At 47.3% G+C, this 20,506-nt stretch carries 19 protein-coding genes; all 19 read right to left on the bottom strand.

Features of this window, described 5'->3' with window-relative positions:
• On the bottom strand, nucleotides 1-662 hold a 662-nt coding region (locus tag PHU49_04840), incomplete at its 3' end, for an ABC transporter substrate-binding protein (GenBank protein ID MDD5243323.1).
• A 470-nt stretch (nucleotides 663-1,132) separates the two neighbouring features.
• On the bottom strand, nucleotides 1,133-2,503 hold the full coding sequence (locus PHU49_04835; protein MDD5243322.1) for a sigma-54 dependent transcriptional regulator: 1,371 nt from the start codon (nucleotides 2,501-2,503) through the stop codon (nucleotides 1,133-1,135).
• The gene (locus tag PHU49_04830) at nucleotides 2,500-4,014 is read right to left on the bottom strand and encodes a PAS domain S-box protein (protein ID MDD5243321.1); all 1,515 of its coding nucleotides are present in this window, start codon (nucleotides 4,012-4,014) and stop codon (nucleotides 2,500-2,502) included. The genes PHU49_04835 and PHU49_04830 overlap by 4 nt, the downstream gene beginning before the upstream one ends.
• Nucleotides 4,015-4,195: 181 nt before the next feature.
• Nucleotides 4,196-6,367, bottom strand: a complete 2,172-nt coding sequence (locus PHU49_04825; GenBank protein ID MDD5243320.1) for a Tex family protein — start codon at nucleotides 6,365-6,367, stop codon at nucleotides 4,196-4,198.
• Nucleotides 6,368-6,384: 17 nt separating this feature from the next.
• Complete coding sequence (locus PHU49_04820) at nucleotides 6,385-6,870, bottom strand: MogA/MoaB family molybdenum cofactor biosynthesis protein (protein ID MDD5243319.1); 486 nt, start codon at nucleotides 6,868-6,870, stop codon at nucleotides 6,385-6,387.
• The gene (locus tag PHU49_04815) at nucleotides 6,867-7,304 is read right to left on the bottom strand and encodes an MOSC domain-containing protein (protein MDD5243318.1); all 438 of its coding nucleotides are present in this window, start codon (nucleotides 7,302-7,304) and stop codon (nucleotides 6,867-6,869) included. Before PHU49_04815 ends, PHU49_04820 begins: the two co-directional genes overlap by 4 nt.
• Nucleotides 7,305-7,455: 151 nt before the next feature.
• On the bottom strand, nucleotides 7,456-7,929 hold the full coding sequence (gene moaC / locus PHU49_04810) for a cyclic pyranopterin monophosphate synthase MoaC (protein MDD5243317.1): 474 nt from the start codon (nucleotides 7,927-7,929) through the stop codon (nucleotides 7,456-7,458).
• A gap of 142 nt (nucleotides 7,930-8,071) precedes the next feature.
• Nucleotides 8,072-9,046 (bottom strand): GTP 3',8-cyclase MoaA, encoded by a 975-nt coding sequence (gene moaA, locus PHU49_04805; GenBank protein MDD5243316.1) that lies wholly within the window; start codon nucleotides 9,044-9,046, stop codon nucleotides 8,072-8,074.
• Between the two features lie 280 nt (nucleotides 9,047-9,326).
• The gene (locus PHU49_04800; protein ID MDD5243315.1) at nucleotides 9,327-11,237 is read right to left on the bottom strand and encodes a molybdopterin biosynthesis protein; all 1,911 of its coding nucleotides are present in this window, start codon (nucleotides 11,235-11,237) and stop codon (nucleotides 9,327-9,329) included.
• A gap of 334 nt (nucleotides 11,238-11,571) precedes the next feature.
• The gene (locus PHU49_04795) at nucleotides 11,572-12,789 is read right to left on the bottom strand and encodes a molybdopterin molybdotransferase MoeA (protein ID MDD5243314.1); all 1,218 of its coding nucleotides are present in this window, start codon (nucleotides 12,787-12,789) and stop codon (nucleotides 11,572-11,574) included.
• 153 nt (nucleotides 12,790-12,942) lie between these two features.
• On the bottom strand, nucleotides 12,943-13,350 hold the full coding sequence (locus tag PHU49_04790; GenBank protein MDD5243313.1) for a hypothetical protein: 408 nt from the start codon (nucleotides 13,348-13,350) through the stop codon (nucleotides 12,943-12,945).
• Nucleotides 13,351-13,418: 68 nt separating this feature from the next.
• Complete coding sequence (locus tag PHU49_04785; GenBank protein ID MDD5243312.1) at nucleotides 13,419-13,598, bottom strand: helix-turn-helix domain-containing protein; 180 nt, start codon at nucleotides 13,596-13,598, stop codon at nucleotides 13,419-13,421.
• Between the two features lie 183 nt (nucleotides 13,599-13,781).
• Nucleotides 13,782-13,997 carry a hypothetical protein gene (locus PHU49_04780; protein MDD5243311.1) on the bottom strand — a complete coding sequence of 72 codons (216 nt, stop codon included), beginning with the start codon at nucleotides 13,995-13,997 and terminating at the stop codon, nucleotides 13,782-13,784.
• Between the two features lie 28 nt (nucleotides 13,998-14,025).
• Nucleotides 14,026-14,757, bottom strand: coding sequence for a lactate utilization protein (locus PHU49_04775; protein MDD5243310.1), 732 nt, complete (start codon nucleotides 14,755-14,757; stop codon nucleotides 14,026-14,028).
• 145 nt (nucleotides 14,758-14,902) lie between these two features.
• On the bottom strand, nucleotides 14,903-16,204 hold the full coding sequence (locus PHU49_04770; GenBank protein ID MDD5243309.1) for a TRAP transporter large permease: 1,302 nt from the start codon (nucleotides 16,202-16,204) through the stop codon (nucleotides 14,903-14,905).
• Nucleotides 16,201-16,722 (bottom strand): TRAP transporter small permease subunit, encoded by a 522-nt coding sequence (locus PHU49_04765; protein ID MDD5243308.1) that lies wholly within the window; start codon nucleotides 16,720-16,722, stop codon nucleotides 16,201-16,203. The genes PHU49_04770 and PHU49_04765 overlap by 4 nt, the downstream gene beginning before the upstream one ends.
• Nucleotides 16,723-17,017: 295 nt before the next feature.
• Nucleotides 17,018-18,082, bottom strand: a complete 1,065-nt coding sequence (locus PHU49_04760) for a TRAP transporter substrate-binding protein (GenBank protein ID MDD5243307.1) — start codon at nucleotides 18,080-18,082, stop codon at nucleotides 17,018-17,020.
• Nucleotides 18,083-18,097: 15 nt separating this feature from the next.
• Nucleotides 18,098-19,462, bottom strand: coding sequence for an MmgE/PrpD family protein (locus PHU49_04755; GenBank protein ID MDD5243306.1), 1,365 nt, complete (start codon nucleotides 19,460-19,462; stop codon nucleotides 18,098-18,100).
• Nucleotides 19,463-19,477: 15 nt separating this feature from the next.
• Nucleotides 19,478-20,506 (bottom strand): hypothetical protein (locus PHU49_04750; GenBank protein ID MDD5243305.1); only part of this gene is annotated, 1,029 nt, incomplete at its 5' end.

Raw genomic sequence — 20,506 nt, 5'->3', positions numbered from 1 at the left:
GTAGGATATATCTTCATGTCAAAGACCTTCCACCCTTTGGCGGTAAGTCCCTTTTGCATTGCCGCGCCGCCCGCTCTCGCGTGCGCCACGTCCTGCACCATGACAGTAGCCTTATCAAAACCATGGGCCTTCCTGAGATCTTCGAGCATGGTGATGAACTCAGTCATCATTACACCTACATGGCTTGTATTCCGGAAACAGTATTTGTATTTATCATAATTATCTGCAATCTTTTTTTGATAGGCAGGCGTGAGAACCCCTGTTGTCAGGATGCTTATCTTCTTATATTTGTTGAGCAGGTCCATGGCGGCAAGCGCCGCTTCCGAACGGACAGGGCCTCCGATGATAAAATCCGCTTTCTTTTCGAGAATAAGCTTTTCAAGCCCAAGCAATGCCTCGCTGACAGGGACGCCGGGTTCGAGGTCTCTCGTATCGATGACCTCAACGACAAAAGGCCTCTTCTTGCCTCCAACGTTCACGCCGCCCGCCTTATTGATCTCTTCCACGGCAAGCTTTATCCCCCTCTCGGCATCCCATCCATAGAGGAAGGCGGTGGCAAGCGGAGCTCCGATGACGATTGGCTTCTCAGCGGCAACGGATGGCAAAGGAACGGAGAAAACGATAAACATTACAATGCTGATAAAAAAGATAAATCTTTTCATAATAACCCCCTCGTTTGTTAATATGAATCCTTTCATTCAGGAATTTACATTGGTGTATCCTGATGGATAGCAATAATTATGCCAGATACGGCTTTACAGGCGTATAATAAATTATTCCGGTAAGTTACCAAATTCAGAGGATGAGATATCATACTGTCCCTGAATTATTCTTTCACTATTTGAAGTTTTTTTTCAATAAGCAGTCCGTCGTTCGGGGGGAGCAGGTGGATTTGTCCGTTACTTATTGATCTTTGATGTATGTTCCGGGGTTTCTGTCTGGCCTATCTTCCTGATCTCTTTTCTCAAGAAACTCTCTGATACCTTTAGCATTTCACTGGCCTTCTTCAAGTCCCAGTTCGTGTGGTCAAGAATCTGTAGCACATGCTCTTTTCTTATCTGCCGCAGGGTTTTCATCATTACAGAGAAGATTAAGTGCAATTAAGATGCCAGTGCCTGGACAGGGATATTTCTTACGGTGAATAAGGGTGTATGGAGATGCCGTATTCCTTGAGCTTCTGCCGCAGCGTCGGGCGTGATATCCCGAGAAGCCTGCAGGTGTTGCCGAGATGCCAGCGTGTGTGACTCAGCACCTTCAGGATATGTTCCCTCTCGATATCCTGGAGGCTTAACAGGTTCAGGAGATCCTTTTTATCTGTTGCCCTGTCTTCTTTGCCGAGCAACGGGGATATAAATTCATCGAGGATCACCTCGCCCTGTGTGGTGATCGCCGCACGGGTGAGAATATTTTCAAGTTCCCTTACATTCCCGGGCCAGTCATAATTTATGAGCCTGCTCACGGCCTTCTCTTCAACCTTTTTGATGTTCCTGTGCAGTTCGGCATTGATCTTCCTGAGTATATATTCAATGAGAAGCGGTATGTCTGATTTCCGCTCCCTCAAAGGAGGTACCTCGATAGTGGCCACGCTGAGCCTGTAATAAAGGTCTTCCCTGAAGCCTCCGTTTTTGACCATCTTCCTCAAGTCCTTGTTCGTCGCTGCGATGACCCTCGCGTTCGATTTGAGGTTTCTTTCACCGCCGACATGTTCAAACTCCTTCTCCTGCAGGAACCGCAGCAATTTAGCCTGCAGCTCAAAGGGTATCTCGCTGACCTCGTCAAGGAATATCGTCCCGTCACCCGCGAGCTCGAACTTGCCTTTCTTCGAAGCGATGGCGCCGGTAAAGGAACCTTTCTCATGGCCGAAAAGCTCGCTTTCAAGCAGTGTTCCCACAATGGCCGAACAATTGATGGCGAGGAGGGGTTGGTCCTTGTACGGACTGTGATAGTGGATCGCCCGCGCGATCAGTTCTTTTCCTGTGCCTGTTTCTCCCTCGACCAATACCGTGACCATATTTTCGGAAAGCAGTCCAATGGATTTGAATATCTCCTTCATGGCCTTGCTTTTGCCGATTATCTTTCCCTTCTCGTATATCGACGATGGATCCAGCGAGATGGCATCAGCGCTGTGTCTTAAGCTTCCGACCTTCAATGCCCTGTCTATGGCATTTTCCAGTTCCTCAATATCAATAGGTTTCGGGATATACTCACAGGCGCCGAGCTTCATGGCCGCGATGGTCGTCTCCATATCATGAAACGCGGTAATGATGATGACATTTTTTTCGTTATGCTTTTGCGTCAACTCCCGAAGAACATCAAGACCATTCTTGTCAGGCAGGCGGATATCAAGGATCACTATATCAGGCCCGAAAAAGGTGTTCTTCTCGATCCCTTCGGTTGCAGAGATCGCGCAGCACACATCATAACCCTTCTCGCTCAGGAACATCTCCAGGGATTCGAGCAGGGATTGTTCGTCGTCGATAATAAGGATCTTCTTTTTCTTCATACTGTCTTCCTGGCAGGTATTGTGAGAAAAACGTGGATCCCCTGGGGTTTTCTCGAGGCTGTATGAACTGTCCCTCCATGTGCCTCTATGATCTTCTTCACGTTGGAGAGCCCGAGCCCGGTCCCTTTTTTCTTGTTGCTGAAAAACGGATCAAAGATATAAGGAAGGTCATCAGGGCTTATACCTGGACCATTATCGAAGATCTCGATCTGTATAGTCCCTTTGCCCTTTGCTTCATGCCTGGTAATGATCGTTATCTCACCGCCGTCCTGTAACGCCTCAACAGAATTAAGGAGCACATTGATAACTGCCTGTTCTATCCTGTCGTGATCCAGGAGGATGCCGGGGATCTTTTTCCCGTATCTCTTCTTCACAAGGATACCCTTTTCTTTCATCTTGACATCCACAATCTCGAGACATGAATCAATAACGTTGTGGATTGAGACGGGTTCAAAATTGAGCCTTATCGGTTTTGCAAAATTGAGCATCTCGTCGAGGATCCTTTCGAGTCTTGATGTTTCATTAAAGATAATCTCCATCCGTCTCTTGTCATTTCCGTTGAATTCCGTATTCTTCAGGATTATCTGGCTGTTCATTTTTACCGATGACAGGGGGTTTCTGATCTCATGCGCAAGAGACGTGGTAAGCTTTCCGATGTGGGCAAGGCGCTCGGATTCCCGGATCCTTCGTTCGGTCTCCATCCGTTCCGTAATATCACGGCAGATCCCTGCTGCTGCATATCTGCCCTGGTAGAGGATACGTTTTACCTTATTCTCTGTCGGGAGATTGCTGCCATTCTTGTGGCGCCGGTAATACATATAAAGGTCCCTTGTATCCTCCCCTGTCATTCTCTGTTCGTAGAACCTTTTCACCGCAGGCAGGTACTTTGGCGCCACAAGCTCTGTATAAGGTTTCCCGATGATCTCCTGGAGGGTGTACCCGTGGAGGTCGCAGAAGGCCTGATTCGCGAAAATAATGTTCTCGTCCTGGTTCACGAAATAGCCATCGTTGATCTCCTCGATAAGGACACGATATTTCGCCTCTGACTCCCCAAGCTCTTTTGTCCTTTCCGCCACCTCCTGTTCGAGGTTCTCTGCGTGGTTCCTTATCTGTTTTTCATGGAGAGACTGGAAGAAGTCGCTGAATTTTGTAATGGTATAAAAGAGACATCCGTTCAGCTTCTCCATGGCGCGGCGAAGTTCATCTCCTTTCAGCTCCTTTACGAAGACAGGGAAGATGGTGGTCCTGTAAAGCTCATAGGCGTTCTGTACCTCGGAGAGTGAAAAATCACCCCGAAGGCGGATCTGGGTGATCCAGTGGATATGACAGTCTATCCTTGAAAAATCATTATTGACAAGGACCGCGTAGCTCGCGTCATATGCTCCTGCCACGGTAATATAAAGCTCATCCCGTGACCGCTTGCCGTAGCGTGGGCTTACCTTTAAAAGACGGTCAATCCATTCCTCAATGACCTGTTCACGGTACTTTGTCAGGATCTCAGAGATATCCACAACAACAGATTGTATCCTGTTAATGTCCTACGGTCAAGTAGTTACCCCGGATTTTCTACCATAGGATGAGCATGGTGAAAGGTTAAGAAGGATCTCGTCAGGCGTAAGGCGTCAGGCGATTAAGCCCCCTTACGTGCCCTAATCAACAAAAGTGTTTACAAGCAGAGACTCAATTTTCTCATTAATGTTTTTTATCAACAGGTAAAGCGCTGTCCTTCATGGAAAGGGAGATCCTCTTTCTTCCGACGTCAACATCAAGGACGGTGACCTTCACTTTCTGATGAACCTTTACTACATCGTTCGGATTCTTAACGAAGCGGTTTGAGAGATGACTGATATGTACCAGGCCATCCTGGTGAACACCGATATCCACAAAGGCGCCGAAAGCGGTAATATTGGTAATTATCCCCGGGAGCTTCATGCCGGGTTTCACGTCTTCTATCTTTTCAATCCCTTCCACAAAGGAAAAGGGCTCGAATTGTTCACGCGGGTCGCGTCCCGGCCTGGCAAGTTCGCTCAGTATGTCATTGAGTGTCGGCAGGCCTGCTGAATCGGTTATGTAGCGTTCTGCATCAATTCTCTTCCGAAACTCTTCGCTCTTTATCAAATCCTTTACTGAACATGCAAGGTCTTTTGCCATTGCCTCTACGATCCGGTAACTCTCCGGGTGAACCGCGCTTCCATCGAGCGGATTTGCTGCGCCTGCGATCCTGAGAAATCCTGCCGACTGCTCGAACGCCTTTGGCCCCAGTCTTGGAACCTTCTTCAATCCCTTTCTCGATACAAAGGGACCGTTTTCATCCCTGTATCCTACAATGGCCCTGGCAAGTTGCGGCCCCAGTCCTGAAACATAGGCGAGGAGCTGCCTGCTTGCCGTATTTACCTCTACACCGACGGCGTTGACACAACTCATAACCACGTCATCAAGGCTTCTCTTTAACGCATTCTGATTAACGTCGTGTTGATACTGGCCGACTCCGATCGATTTCGGATCAATCTTTACCAGTTCTGCAAGCGGGTCCATGAGGCGTCTGCCGATAGACACCGCACCTCTCACCGTCACATCATAATCGGGGAATTCCTCCCTTGCCGTCTCTGACGCGGAATAAACGGATGCCCCGCTCTCGTTCACGATAATCACAGGTATTTTCCTGAGCGGTTCAATGCCCTTTAAAAAGGTCTCGGTCTCTCTTCCTGCCGTTCCATTTCCCACTGCAATGGCCTCTGTCTGAAACCTTCCACAAAGCTCGATCATCTTTTCCGCTGCTCTGGCAGCCTCTTTCTCTGATTGATGGGGAAAGATAGTATCATTATGGAGAAGCCTTCCCTGCTGGCTAAGGCAAACGACTTTGCAGCCGGTTCTGAATCCGGGATCAATTGCAAGGATGTTCTTCTGGCCCAGCGGGGCGGCGAGAAGGAGCTGGCGCAGATTTTCTTTAAACACATTGATCGCCTCTTCGTCGGCCCTCATTTTCGTTAGTACTCTAATCTCCGTTTCCATGGATGGAACAAGAAGACGTTTGTAACCATCTTCCATGGCCTCTTTTACCTGCAAGGAACCGGGATTCCCGCCCTTGACGAAATACACGGACAGGATCGCGATAGCCTCTTCATCGGGTGGAACGATACCAAGCGTCAGAATCCCTTCGTTCTCTCCCCGTCTCATGGCAAGGATCCGATGAGAAGGGGCGACGTTGACAGGCTCTTCCCAATCATAATAATCCCTGTATTTAATACCAGTTTCCGCTTTGTCGGGTACGACCTTTGTTTTAAAGACCGCCTTCCGGATGAACAGGTCTCTTATAGCGGCCCTGGCATCGGCATTCTCATTTATCCACTCTGCCATGATATCCCTTGCCCCCGCAAGCGCTTCCCCGGCCGAACCGACCTCTTTCTCAGCGTTAATGAAGGCGCGTGCTTCTCCGAAAGGGTCACTATTCACGGGGTCTTTCATGTCCTGCGCGAAAAGACGCTCCGCTAAAGGTTCGAGCCCTTTTTCTCTCGCAATGGCGGCCCTTGTCCTGCGCTTTGGCCGGAAAGGCAGATAAAGATCTTCCAATATGGCCATCGTTTCAGCTTTGTCAAGCTTGTCTTTCAACTCGTCAGTCAGGAGTTGTCTTTCTTCAAGAGAGCGCAAAATGGAATCTCTCCTGCTGTCCAATTCCTCGAGTTGTCCGAGACGATCCCGTATGGCAGCAATGGCCACTTCGTCTAAGGAGTTCGTAACTTCCTTCCGGTAACGGGCAATAAAGGGGATTGTCGCGCCTTCTTCAAGAAGTAACGCCGTTGCGTTAACCTGTTTTATTGTGAGATGCAGCTCAATGGAAATCTGTTTAATGTGTGCTTCGTTCATAAACCTCAGAGGGGGTATTATGCGCAGTCGGCGGGGTCGCCCTTGATCTTTGCGAGTGCGTGGGGAATGGCATCGATGACAAAGCCGAGGCATTCGACGGCGCCTTTCGGACTCCCCGGGAGGTTGATTATCATGCTCTCGCCGCGGATACCGCAGATACCTCTCGATATGATACCGTGGGGCGTTATTTTATAGCTCTCTATCCGGATCACTTCCGCAAAGCCGGGCAGCTCCCTGTCGATCACCGATCGTGTCGCTTCCGGGGTGACATCCCGCTTTGCGACCCCTGTGCCGCCTGTCGTGACAACAAGGTCAACCTTCTCGTTATCGATGAGCCTTTTTATCGCATCAGCTATTACCGGGATCTCGTCGGGCACGATGACGATCTCACGCACATCGTATGCATCACCAAGGAATTCTTTCAGGGCAGGTCCGCTCGTATCTACCCGCTCCCCCCTCGAACCCTTATCACTGACCGTTATAATTGCAACCTTATATTTCATCGTATCACTTCTATCTCATCCCCTGTCTTCACTTCACCTTCTGTGAGTACCTCCGCGAATACCCCTTCCCTCGGCATCACGCAATCGCCGACCTGCTGGAAGATCGCGCACCCGGCGTGACATTCTTTTCCTATCTGCGTCACGCGGAGGATAATGCCCCCGCCTACTCTCAGTTTTGTTCCCACGGGCAATGTAAAAAGTTCGATCCCTTCCGTTGTAAGGTTCTCCGCGAAATCCCCGTAACCCACGTCGATCCCTTTTTCTTTGATCTTTGCGATACTGTCCGTTGAAAGAAGGCTCACCTGCCTGTGCATGAAGCCGGCATGGGCATCGTCTTTCAGACCCTTATCCCGAATAAGCATGCATTGCCCTACATTATGTTTCTTCTCGCCTTTGTCTTTACTGATGTTGACCGATACTATCTTACCAACCATATAAAAATGTCCTTCCTGAAATTATAAATCCTATAACTAAATTCTAAACAATATCAAAATTCCAATAATGAATGTCCATAACATTTTGAATTTGTGACATTCGGATTTGTTTAGAATTTAGAATTTCGTGCTTAGGATTTATTTCCATTTTTCATTTTCTCGTATATTTTCCGCTCTTGCCGCCACTTTTTTTAAGGAGATAGAATGGCCCGAGCTCAATGCTTTTATCAACTGCCTTGCACATGTCGTAAATAGTCAGCGCTGCCATCATGACGCAATTGATTGCCTCCATCTCCACGCCCGTCTCGCCCTTGGTCTTTACCGTTGATATAATGTCGATGGTATGCTTTGAATCATGAAAGGTATATTCAACATCGACGTGTGTCAACGAGAGCGGGTGGCACAAGGGAACAAGGTCGTGTGTCCTCTTGGCGCCCATGATCCCCGCGATCTTGGCAACCGTGAATATATCGCCTTTTGGACCATAACCACTTTTAATAAAATTGTACGTTGCTGCCGACATTGTTACCCTGCCGAAACCAACGGCCTCCCGCTCAGTCTTTTTCTTCGCCGTAACGTCCACCATCCGCGCATTACCCTTGCTGTCAATATGGCTTAATTTCATCCACTCCCTCCACTAAAATAACCAATCACCAGGCACCAATGACCGAATACCCAGACGAGAAATAATGCCCGGAAGTTTTTTTGGTCATTGTATATTGGTGATTAATTGGAGCTTGGTTATTGGTGTTTGGTTATTATCCGTGCTATCCACCTATACTCCTTAAGTTCCGCTGACACTTTCTGATCTGTCCCATTTCGTGCTTGTTCGCAGGTTTTACCTTCACCACGTTTTTAACAAACTCCTTTATCTCTTCATCGCCGGCATTCCTTCTCATGAGGCTTTTCACATCATATTCCGTATCAGAGAAGAGACAGGGCCTTATCATGCCTGTTGATGTGAGACGTATTCTGTTGCATTCTGAACAGATATGGGTAGACACGGGACTGATAAAACCTACCTTGCCTTCACTTCCCACAATCCCGTACATCTTCGCCGGTCCTTTCGTGGTATTCAATAATGGCTCCAGGGGATATACGGCCCTTATCCGTTCTTCAATCATGTGGGATGGCACAATTTTAGAACTGTCCCAGAGCGTCGAATCTCCAAAGGGCATAAATTCTATGAACCTTACCTCTTGCCCCCATTTCTTTGCGAGCCTCGCGAAATCGAGGATTTCATCATCATTAAAATCTTTGATAACGACGGTGTTTATCTTTATAGGGCGGATACCGGCATACATGGCTCTCTCAATGCTCATGAGGACTTCGTCGAAGGCGTCAACACGGGTGATCTCGGTAAACCGTTCGCGTTTTAATGTATCAAGACTGATATTCACCCTCTTCAGTCCTGCTTCCTTCAGCTCGAGGATCTGCCGGCCGAGAAATACTCCGTTTGTCGTGAGACTTACATCATTAATACCCTTGGTTGAAAAGATCTCCTTCAACAGAAAGGGTATCCCTTTCCGCGTGAGAGGCTCTCCTCCTGTAAGACGTACCTTTGTGACGCCCAATTCCGAACAGATCTTTACAAACCGTATGATCTCCTCATATCTGAGTATCTCTTCGTGGGAGACAAACGGAAATGCACCATCAACACAATATTTACAGCGCAGATTGCACCTGTCCGTAACAGAGATCCTGATATAATCAATCACGCGGTTGTATTTATCGATTAACATTTCCAAATCCTTCTTTCAGTTATCAGCCGTCGGCAAACAATAGACAGCGGACAACCTTTCCTCTGGTTGTCATTGCGAGCCCGCAGGGCGCGGCAATCCCATCTTTTGTCATCGCCACGTCGCTTCGCTCCTCGCGATGACAATACAATTGTGTAACATTGGGCATAGAACATTGAACAAATCTCACCTCACGCATTTCGTCACCAGTTGATACTGTAAAGGGTAAAAGGTTTAATACCTTTCACTTTTCACATTTTACATTTCGCGGGGTTCGCCGCTGTTATAGTTTACCATATTTTATTGTCCCTGTATCCTCTGTATTGTATCCGCCAATCTCTTCCAACCTCTTTTTGAACAGATCAGACCGGATGATCGCCATGAGCTTTGTAAAACGTTGATCTTCCGCAAACGCTCCGGTAACAACGAGGTCGTACTCCTCTTCTGCCAGCGGAATAAAATCGAGAGAAAAAAGCCTTGCGACAGCATAGATAGCAACGCCTGCATCCGCCACCGATTCTCTCACCATGATGCCAATGGCAGTATGAGAAGACTCTTCCCTTTCATAGCCATGTATCGATTCCTTTTTGATGCCTTTTTCTTTTAATAAAAGATCAATAAGTATCCTCGTCCCGGAGCCGAACTGCCTGTTTATGAATTTTATATCTTCCCGTCCGACATCCTCTATCCCTGCTATTCCCTTCGGATTGCCCTTTTGAACGACAAGCCCCTGCTGCCTCTTCGCTATATGCATCAGGATCACGTTTTCCCCGGCGAGGTATCTCTCAATGACCGGTATATTATAGACATTCTCCCGGTCGTCATAAATGTGTGTGGTACAGAGATCCGCCACGCCCTTTTTTACTGCGAGGATACCGCTCAAGCTGCCTGTGTGGGTTGACAAAAGGTCGGTTTCCGGATGGGCCTTCTTCATAAGGTCCCTCATGATATCAAGAGACAGGTCATGGCTGCCGACGATATGGATCCTGTTTGTGATGTCGCCTTCATCCTTCAGCAACTGGCAATCGATCTCCGCGTCTTCCCCGTACCCTTCTATGTTCCCCGGTATCCGTATGAGGCCATCGGCGCGGGCCATTGAAGAGAAGATGCTTGCCCCTCTCGGCAAAGGAAAAACATAATACCTGCCGTGATGTTTCTGGATATTGACCCTCACGATCTCCTCCATACCTATCCTGGAGGGTATTTTATAGGGGGTAAGGCACGGCACAGAGCGTTTATGAATCTTCGATGATGTCAGCCTTTCGTAAACCGGCTCAAGAAAGCTCTGGAAGCTGACTGCCGCAGACACGGGGTAGCCCGGTATACCAAATACAGGCTTGTTGTTAACGATACCAAAGACAGCAGGCCTCCCCGGCATCATCGATATGCCATGGAACACAAGGGCTCCCAGCTCACGGATAACATCCTCTGTATAATCTTCATCGCCGGCGCTTGAACCTGCGTTAATCATCAATACGTCATAATCATTGACAGACCCGTCGACAACTTCGCGGAGTTCCTTCCTGTCGGCAATGATCGCATGCCTTGTTGCATGAAAACCGGTCTCCCCGGCCATCTCGGCAAGGAGGTAGGAATTAAAATCAATGAGTCTCCTTCCGTGGCTCCCCGTATCTGATGATACGTCATAGACATCGATCAGTTCTTTACCTGTAGGGATAATGAGGATCTTAGGTATTCTTCTCACGTGGACATGGGTAACACCGGCGGAGATCAGCATCCCCGTATCAAAGATCCCCATTGTATGATTTGTGGGTACCAGCATATCGCCTTCTATGATATCCTCGCCGATCATCCTTACATTCTGCCAGAGGAATAAAGGCTTCCTGATCACTATGTATTGCCCGGATTCTTCAACCTCTTCCCTTATCACAACGGCGTTCATACCGTCGGGCATGCCATCGCCGGTATTGACGTGTACGGCATCGCTGCCTTTCATGAGAGAAAGGGGATGGGTCATATCAGCTTCAAGGGTCTTTTCAAACATCGTCGCATAGCCATCCATTGCAGAACATACAAAAGGCGGGTTGGAACATTTTGCATATACAGGCCTTGTTGTTATCCTGCCTTTGCTTTGATACGTTGGGATCAATTCTTCATCCTCTATAGGATGGATATGTTCCAGTATCTTCCGGACAGCCTCTTCACTCTTTATCGTCTCGAGATATCTTTTCATCGGAATATCCTGTACAAACTATAAGCACTAAATCCTAATATCGAAATCCTAAACACTATCAAAATTCAAATATCAAATTTTCAAAACGGAAAATGTGTCGGTTTGATATTTGAACATTGGTACATTTGAATTTACGCACAAAACAACCTATCCCGGATATATCCTGCAGGGCATGGCGCCGGGCTTTCCCAAGCAAACCGTCGCGAGGCGAGGAAGCTCGGTCTTTTGCGAAGCAAAAGTTCCGAAGCTTAAACGCGAGCAATTGGAGCCGCTGGAGCGGAATGAGCGTGTTTGTGGGGAAGAGCTCGGCGTCATGCCCATTTTATTATCTTCATCATTCAAACATTACCACTTCTACCTTCTCGTCTTTTTCGTAGCCATCCCTGCCTTCAGGGACGATGATGTATCCCGCAGCGTCAACAAAGGAGGAGATAACGGGTGATTTTGAGAATATCGGTGATACATAACGATCTCCGTCTACCTCTATGATCGTAACCTTCACGTATTCTTCGACGCCGTTTGTTGAAGAGATATTTGTGCTCAGAATCCCCGGCATCCTCTTTACTCTGTATCCTTCTTCGCCTTTCAGCCTTCGGAGCAGAGGAAGCACAAATCTCATCGTAACCATTACACATGAATTGGGATGCCCCGGCAGACCAAATACCGGCTTTCCCCATAACCTTCCGAAGATCGTCGGTTTCCCCGGCTTGATATTGATCCCGTGAAAGAGTATCTCTCCACCGAGACGCGCGATAGCATCTGCGATACAATCCCTTTGTCCCTTGGAACTGCCCCCGGAAAGGATTATCAGGTCACACTCCCCTGTCAATTGCAGTTTACCGGCAATACTATCAACCGTATCCTTTCCTATCCCAAAAAAATTACAGGACGCGCCATTGCCTTTCAGGATATTCGCTATGGCGTGCCCGTTGATGTCTCTTACCTTTCCAAACGGCGGCGTCTCTTCAACGGATACGATCTCATCGCCCGTCGATATAATGCCCGCGACAGGTCGTTTATAAACAGAAACACCTGACATACCGATGACGGAAAGAACACCGATATCAAAGGCAGAGATCTTCCTGCCTTTTTGCAGAACGATCCTTCCTTTCGCTATGTCTTCACCCTGGAAGCAGATGTTCTCTCCTCTGTGGAGCGTTTTCGTCACCTCAATTGCATCCCCGGCTGTCCTTACAAACTCCTGCATCACCACACCATCCGCGCCTTCCGGGATCATAGCGCCCGTCGTAAGATAGACGCATTTTCCATCCTCAAGTTCAACATCGGCTGGTTCACCTATCTTTATCTCTCCCTGTATGTACAGGAATGAAGGGTTTGTTTCCTTTGCCCCCTGTATATCCTTTACCTTCAGCGCAAATCCGTCGACGAGCGATCTGGGGAAAGGTGGTATATCCTCCGGCGACACAACATCTCCGGCAAGTATGCGGTGAAGGGCATCGTCTATGCCGATCGTTTCCTTAACAGGATCTGCCCTGAACGAATCGATTATCGCTAATGCTTCTTGGGAAGATACTGCCTTCAAAAATTCCATGTTTCTGTTGGTCCCTCCATTCAGTCCTGAAAAGTTTTCCGCTTCATATTAAGCAGACACTAAGATTGTAAGATGGATAAATCCAATACTACACATCTCATATCATACCATAACAGATCATTTTTTAAATTGAAATTTACTGAGAATTACTGCCTATCGCAGGATCCAGTGAATGGAGGCGGCAGAGACGATAAGCGTTACTGCGAGAACCGTGGCAATGATCTCCCATTCCCACCTGTTCACCTTCACGATCTCATGCCAATCACAGCTTGTACAGTATAGTATCTTTCGTCCGGCAAACTTAAGGAACCATTCTTTGGGGTGTCTCCGGTAACTTCGTCTCACAGGCTGCTTGCACTTCGGACAGGTGATGGATGTCAGTACTGTCCTCAGGTACAATTCATCAACTGAAGTAGAAAATCTTCTTGGAATGAGATTGATCTCGCTTTGTATCTGTGTATGGTCGGCAAAAAAATCCAGATCCTTGATCCCCCTGTACTCTTCATCAACCGCTACCCGGAGACTTCCCTGCGAGCTTCCTATACGGTTATTAACAGGCATGTCATCGGTCCTTTCCCTTTATCATATTGACATTATACATCTTTTTAAACCGAAATTGAACTCATATTTCACAAGCTCGATCCTTTCTTCAGTTTTTCGATAAACCTGTCTAACTCAGACTCCGTGAATAACGTCCTGCCTACAAGCTTAACGGGCGATATATATCCCCTGGCAATCAATCTATAAAGATTGGCTTTTGAGATCTTCAATATCCCCAATGTCTCCTTGATAGTATAAAGTTTGTCCATGCACTAAATTTCATTATACATTGTAGTATCATATTGTCAAGTTAAATCTCATAATATCTCATAATAAATATTATTGTATCTATTTAAATACTATATGACCTATAATGAGATATTATGATACATTATGATACTTTTAGTGATAGAAAATGAGTTTAATATCAATTTTTAGGCTTAATGCGATTTTTATAACGTATTGTTTCCGCTCCAACACCTGAAGAGGCCGGGGTTGAAGGGAATGAAATTTTTGTCACTGCCTGGGTGCGGGAGACAGGCGGCAAACATTACATGGAAGTTGAAGGTATTTTCATTAATCCAGTTGTAGTTTGCTCGTGTTTCACCCATACCGTTCTCTTTGACATGGTCTCTCCTTTCCTGTTTTGCCATTGTGTTGCCGGTCATTCATTAAATCTTCTTACTGACCGTGTACTTAAAAAGGCCAGCTGTATTTGTAATAATTATCTATAATTTTGGCAATGCGCGACTCATCCCATTCCGGGTCCCAACCTAATCCGAGGTCCTCGTTGATAAGGACTATGGAAAGGTCGGTGTTCAGGGGTTTCTTTTCCAGAATAACGGTAATGTTGCACAGTCTGTCCCGACTGTCACAATCATAGCACTTACCCTTTTCAGCACATGGCGTCTTATATCCTTTTTGTCTCGCATGTTCCGGCGCCAGAACGTTCTTGATGCGATCGACAGCCGCACTCACATCCTTTACAATCTTATTTCTGCCAATAACCAGGATGACTCTGGGCGCCGCAAAGATTATACCGGCAACCCTATTGCCATTACGGTCTATGTTGACAATGTTCCCATCCGTTGTAACAGTATTGCTGCCGGTAATGAAGACATCGGCCCCGAAGGTCTTTCTCATCATGCCTATAAACTCCCTGCGTTTGGCCGGGTCATTTTTTATCCCCGCGGTCATCTCCGGCACAAAAGGATTTATGATCTCATTGCCTCTTTGCGCCAGCGCCTCGAGGACATCTATTTGCCGCAGAGTTACCGAATCGGCAACGCCTACTATGGCATTCCGCGGTATTAATTCAAGCATTATTTCTTTAGCTTCTGACCCGGTCTCTGCAAGGTGTGCATCAAAATCGTTAGCTTTAAGGGACTTCAGGGTGAGGGCTATTTCTTTTGGTATAGATATATCCATAATGATCTTCTCCCGATTTCACGGAGCACGGTCAGGCTGTCATCTTCCTCCTCTCGTATTCCAGGTGACATGGATAACGCAATACGTCGTTTGTGGTGCCAGGTCTTCATAAACTTTCCGTGGCTTTCTCTTTGTTCTCCTCCGGCTATTTCATTCGATTAGGCAGAAATGATGCAACTTGCGGGAAAATAATTATGACTATCATGCATATTACCATAGCCACAATAAATGGCATCACGCCTGCAAATATTTCATTTAATTTTACATCCCTGGTAATACCTGCTACGGCATAAACATTCAAACCAACCGGAGGGCTCACTAATCCCATCTGAGCAAGCAGGGTAATTAATACTCCAAACCATATTGGATCAAATCCTGCCTTTACAACTGCAGGCAAAAAAACCGGTACCAGAAGCGCGATCATTCCTGGAGCATCCATGATACATCCGGCTATAAAGGCTGCGAACGAAATAAATGCCAACAGCATATAAGGATTGAGTCGGGTCGCCAGGTCTCCCATTGCCATTGATATCTTGGTTACAGCCAAAAAGTTGCTGAAAATTATGGCTCCAATGATAATGATAAAGATCATGCCTGAAAGCTTAAGGGTATCTTCCAATGCACCAATAAGACGGGCAAATGTAAAACTTTTTGTCATTATTGCAATGACCAGGGAACCAAAGACCCCCAATGCCCCGGCCTCTGTAGGGGTAAAAAGACCAAAGTAGAGGCCTCCAAGCACAAATACAAGTAATAATATGGAGTCCCATATCTTGAAAATGGACATAATCTTTTCTTTGAAAGCAATTGTATAGGTAATCGTGGGGACTTTGACGGGATTACATTTAGCATAACAATAAATATATCCACAAAATAAGATTGCGAGTAATATTCCGGGTAAAATCCCGGCAATGAATAGTTTCCCGATAGATTGCTCCGCCATTATTCCATACAAAATGAAACTCAAACTGGGAGGGATCAGGATCCCCAGTGTGCCCCCGGAAGCGACACAACCTGTAGCGAACTTTTGATCATATTTGTATTTCTTCATCTCCGGCAGAGCAACTGTACCCATCGCCGCCGCAGTAGCCGGACCTGAGCCACAGATAGCCGCAAAAAAAGAACAGCCAAAAACAGTTGAAATAGCCAGGCCGCCCGGAACTTTTCCGCAAAGCTTATAGGCTGCATCATAAAGCTTCGAACTCAGTCCTGAATAGAAATTAAGCTCTCCCATAAGTATGAACAAAGGCACAACTGCCAGCCCATAGTCGGAAATTGTAGAATACACCCGTCTTCCCAGGAGATTTAAACCGGCTTCTGGTGTTACTATCACGCTATAACCCACAAAACCTACAAGAGTCATGGCCAGACCAATCTTCATCCGACCTAACAAAATTAAACCAAGAAACAATAATATACCCGCCGTACCTATCGTATAAGTACTCATTCTATCCCCCCGTTTTTAGGTGTTCGATTGAGATGCATTTTGGTCGCAATCAATACACCCCATGCTGCACAACAGAGGGCTATATAATAGATAAAAGGATATATAGGTACCCCAAGGGTATCCGATAACTCCCCGCTTTTTCTCATTTCCTGCGCAATACTAAAACTTTGCCAGGACATCAAAAAACACAGGATCATTGAAATAAAGTTGATACAAGCGCCAGTGATTATTTGCACTCTCTCCGGGAAGCGTTCTGTGATAAAACTTACCTCCAAATGCCCACCTTCCAAATGGGTGTAAAGCAATGCGCCACATATCAATATGACATTTAAAAACTCGGTCATCTCAGGGACACCCAGAATTGGTTTCTGAAATAAAAAACGCATAAAAACATGCGCCGTGATCAAAAATGTCATTATTAACATTGAGATCAAAGGCAGCCATTTGATAAATCGAACTGCCGATAAAACGCTTTTCACAAGAATATTATTCGGAGAACTCATGTGTTCCGTAGTCATCTGTATGCCCTCCCTCCTTATTCGTATTATCCTGTCCCTTAAGCGCATAGCGCATGTCTACATGCCCGGGTATCATCGCGTTCGCCTCCACTGCCTTCTTCTGCCCCGCACTATCACCCGGAATTCGGTTCTGTCTCTAACCCTGGGGGTGTAACCCTGGGGAGATACGATGGTCATCCCCAAGGTTACAGGGGTGTATTTCATGACAGGTGAAGGTGGGGGCTTCTCCACCTGTCCGGAAAATAGCATTCCACAGAGCGTTCCAGAGGAATCAAGGGAATCTCAGATTGAGCCGTCACTTCTTCAGTATCTGCGCCCATGGTTTTTCTTTGGAAAGGTATTTTGTCCATATCTTCATTTTCTCGGCATAGATCTTCTTTGCAGGCACACCTTTCGATTCCAATCCTGCTATGTATTTGTCGTTTATGGACTCTGCCTTTTTTCTCCACTGAGCCAAATCTTTGGGTGGGAGTATAATAAATTGGTGGCCACCCTCTTTCTTTAAAAACTCTATATTAGCAAGCTCATCGTCATCCCAACTCTTTCCATATTGCCGGGATGCCGATTCACCCATCTGATCCAGGGCCTTTTGTACGTCCGGTGGAAGAGCCTTAAACTTATCAAGGTTCATTCCTACTAAAAATGGCGACGCCAGGCACCCTATAATGGTATGATGGGATGTTACTTCCGACATCCTGTTGGGCTTCATCTGATTAAACGGACCCAGCATACCGTCAACTACACCTCTTTGTAAGGACAGATAGGTTTCCGACATACTGACAAAAACAGGCGTGCCTCCCCATGCCTCCACCATTTCCTTACCAGCACCATATATCCTAATTTGCTTACCCTTTATGTCAGAAAAAGTCTTAATAGGTACCCGGGCATGGATATGCTGTGGAACCTGGACGAATACTGCGAGTATTTTTATGTCCTTAAATTCATCTTGCAGGTACTTGTTAAAAAACTCCCAAAAGGCCACAGAGGCATCTTCGCCGTATGGGATATTGGGAGCCAGGTCTACAAGGGATGTTAAGGGGAATCTTCCCGGGGTATAGGCCGGTACAATCCCATTAAAGATGTCACAGCGGCCTTTGGCTGTCGCTTCATAGGCTTCCTTCGCCTTGACAAGGGTTTCTGCATAATAATAAGTAAAACGAACTTTCCCTTTAGTTTGTTTTTCAATTTCTCCGAATATCTTCCTCGCTGTTACATTTTGATGATCCATCTCTGGAAGAAAACTGGCCACCCGCAACTCTACGGGTTTAGGGCTTGAGGCGGCCTGTACTCCATTTGAAAAACCCGCCATCAGGGCAAGTACCAAGGTGCATACCAGCATTTTTATTATCTTAGTTCTCATTTTGTTCCTCCCTTTTTAGATTAATAATGAAATCAAGTTACGTACATCCTCAGCATCCTCAAGTTTGCCGATGACTGAAACAACCCGGTCCCTGTTCCCGGCTGACAGGGGTTTGCGTGCATAATTCATGCAATCCTGAAAATGCTCAAGGTGTTCTTCATTGGTCAATGGGTTTTCGGGCATGCCGGGGGCAGCCTTTACCAGCTTCTCGTATACTTCATTACCCCTGGTAAATATTGTTACGTCAGATCCGAGGGTACATTCTACTCCCGGTTCCTCCAGACCGGTGTCAGGAATAATTGTAATTCGCTCCACAAGCTCCATGATCTTCGGGTCCCTGATAGATGATTCCTCGAAATGTTCAAGTTGTGAGGCCCTCCGGAGAATTGCATTGGCTACGCAATACCGGACGCTGAACTGGGCATTTACCCTTGGGTTGTCGCCAATCTTGAAGTGATGACCTACAAGCTTATGACAATAAGGTGTCTGCCTTACTTCTACGCGTGTTACGTCCTCCGGTTGAAAACCATGCTCCTTCACAAGCTCAAGCGCGGCGTGTGTACTGCTTAACGTGCAGCCGCAGCTCGGATATTTTTTGCACAAACTGTTATGGAATAAGAACGTTTTGCCCAGATCCCCGGTCAAATCCTCAGGCGTGAATCTGTCCTTCCCGTAGAGGTGAAGGTACCCGTAGATGCCGTCAATGAAGTTCGGCGGGCCGGTAATGCCTCTCTGCGCCAACTGTGCACAGATAATTGCGTTCTGTGAAGCAAAACCCTGTATTGCCGTCACGGCGAATACACCGTCTATGTTGGACTGGAAACTCCCTCCGGATCTGTTAAAGGCGAGGGCCAGGGCATTGTGCATCTGTGCCGGGCTCAAGCCCATGATCCGGCCCGCGGCCGCCGCAGCCCCGATGACGCTGGCGATCCCGGTCGGATCGAAGCCGTCGAAAAGGGAACACAAGGCGAGCCTCGCGGTTACCTCCGAACCGAGGGTAACGGCGGTTATGAACTCTTTACCGCTGCAGCCCCCTGCGAGCTCGACGGCTGCAAAGGCCGTGGGGATTACCGATGCGCCGATATGTACCCCCGGAGGCATACCGTCTTCATAGTCCAGCGCCCGTGCCATAATGCTGTTAACAAACGCTGCGTTGTAGGCCGGCACCCTGCCGCCATGCACAAAGATCGTGGCCTCCTCTTTCCCGCCCCACTCCCGAACCAGTTTCACCATCGGGTCTGCATCCGGCTGGGTCGCTCCTGCAACAGTCGTCCCCACTACGCCCAGGATAAGATTCTTTGTGAAGTCGACTGTAATACGGGGCAGGGCCTCATATCCCGTAAGCGTCACAAATTCAGCGAGCCTTCTTTCAACCTCCATATCTCACCTCCTCCTTTAAAGGGTATATCCCTCCTGGTCGAAGTATCCCCCGGGTTCACCGGGCTTCACATCCAGGTACTTGTCAAGATTCTTTTTAGAAGTGGAGCTGTTACCGTGGTAGAACTCGAAATCCTGCAGGCAATTGAGACCGTAACAATTTCTGAACATTGTCGACGGATAAGGCGGTTCAAAATTGTGCTTCCAGCGCAACTCGGCATATGCCTTCTGTACCTCTATAAAATATTCAATGGGAGGGGTCTTCTGGCCTTCGAAGGCAGAACCTGCTTCCTGGGTCCACAGATTGTACCGGGGAAGCACGCCGTGGCTCATTAGAAAATCCCAACCTCCGGCGGTCGATTTTACCGCAGAGGCAACGTCCTTAAACCCGTTAGGCGTTGCCATCTCTACGCCGATGACAAAATTCGGGTTTACCCTGCCGCGCCCCCAGAAATCGACTGCCCTGATAGTCCGTTTTATCCACTCGTCATAGCCGATATTTTTGTTCTTGCCGGGACAGATCCACTCGAAAAGCTTTCTGTCCCACACCTCGATATTCGGCTGAACGCTGCCGATACCCATTGCATGGAGTCTTTTCCAGCCCGCATCGTCATAGGGAGCGATCTGAACGGTAGTCGGAATCATCACCTGTAGTTTTTCCTTCAAGGCATTTAAACGTTCCTCGTAAAATTCGAGTTCAGTCTTGCCTTGATATGTCTTGAGAATAGTCCCGCTCGAAATATAAAGTACGCTGTAATGGGGATCGACCTCAAGGGCTATTTTAATTGCATCTGCCATCTCTTCCGCCGGTATCTTGGCCACAACGTCTTCGCCGCCCATCTTCTGATCCTTCATTGTGGCATTTATGTTGCAGAAAAGACACTGCTCTCCATTTTTCCATAATTCGCAGTACTTGTTCATCGTCACAAACAACATGCGGCCCTGACCCTGGACGATTGAACCCATCTGGTGCCCGGCTGAGGTTTTCATGTCGTAGAATCTGGGCTTGCGTTCAAACCACACGTTTTTTGCAAGTACTTCATTGCT

It is taken from the genome of Syntrophorhabdaceae bacterium, assembly GCA_028713955.1.
In the GTDB taxonomy this organism is placed as follows: domain Bacteria; phylum Desulfobacterota; class Syntrophorhabdia; order Syntrophorhabdales; family Syntrophorhabdaceae; genus UBA5609.
This window is presented reverse-complemented; position numbering and strand designations above follow the sequence as displayed.

Bases quoted from the DNA above. Each gene is read 5' to 3' on its own strand.
- PHU49_04835 (MDD5243322.1), bottom strand. From the start codon at position 2,503: ATGAAGAAAAAGAAGATCCTTATTATCGACGACGAACAATCCCTGCTC.
- PHU49_04825 (MDD5243320.1), bottom strand. From the start codon at position 6,367: ATGAACGAAGCACACATTAAACAGATTTCCATTGAGCTGCATCTCACA.
- PHU49_04820 (MDD5243319.1), bottom strand. From the start codon at position 6,870: ATGAAATATAAGGTTGCAATTATAACGGTCAGTGATAAGGGTTCGAGG.
- PHU49_04815 (MDD5243318.1), bottom strand. From the start codon at position 7,304: ATGGTTGGTAAGATAGTATCGGTCAACATCAGTAAAGACAAAGGCGAG.
- moaC (MDD5243317.1), bottom strand. From the start codon at position 7,929: ATGAAATTAAGCCATATTGACAGCAAGGGTAATGCGCGGATGGTGGAC.
- moaA (MDD5243316.1), bottom strand. From the start codon at position 9,046: ATGTTAATCGATAAATACAACCGCGTGATTGATTATATCAGGATCTCT.
- PHU49_04800 (MDD5243315.1), bottom strand. From the start codon at position 11,237: ATGAAAAGATATCTCGAGACGATAAAGAGTGAAGAGGCTGTCCGGAAG.
- PHU49_04795 (MDD5243314.1), bottom strand. From the start codon at position 12,789: ATGGAATTTTTGAAGGCAGTATCTTCCCAAGAAGCATTAGCGATAATC.
- PHU49_04790 (MDD5243313.1), bottom strand. From the start codon at position 13,350: ATGCCTGTTAATAACCGTATAGGAAGCTCGCAGGGAAGTCTCCGGGTA.
- PHU49_04785 (MDD5243312.1), bottom strand. From the start codon at position 13,598: ATGGACAAACTTTATACTATCAAGGAGACATTGGGGATATTGAAGATC.
- PHU49_04780 (MDD5243311.1), bottom strand. From the start codon at position 13,997: ATGACCGGCAACACAATGGCAAAACAGGAAAGGAGAGACCATGTCAAA.
- PHU49_04775 (MDD5243310.1), bottom strand. From the start codon at position 14,757: ATGGATATATCTATACCAAAAGAAATAGCCCTCACCCTGAAGTCCCTT.
- PHU49_04770 (MDD5243309.1), bottom strand. From the start codon at position 16,204: ATGAGTACTTATACGATAGGTACGGCGGGTATATTATTGTTTCTTGGT.
- PHU49_04765 (MDD5243308.1), bottom strand. From the start codon at position 16,722: ATGACTACGGAACACATGAGTTCTCCGAATAATATTCTTGTGAAAAGC.
- PHU49_04760 (MDD5243307.1), bottom strand. From the start codon at position 18,082: ATGAGAACTAAGATAATAAAAATGCTGGTATGCACCTTGGTACTTGCC.
- PHU49_04755 (MDD5243306.1), bottom strand. From the start codon at position 19,462: ATGGAGGTTGAAAGAAGGCTCGCTGAATTTGTGACGCTTACGGGATAT.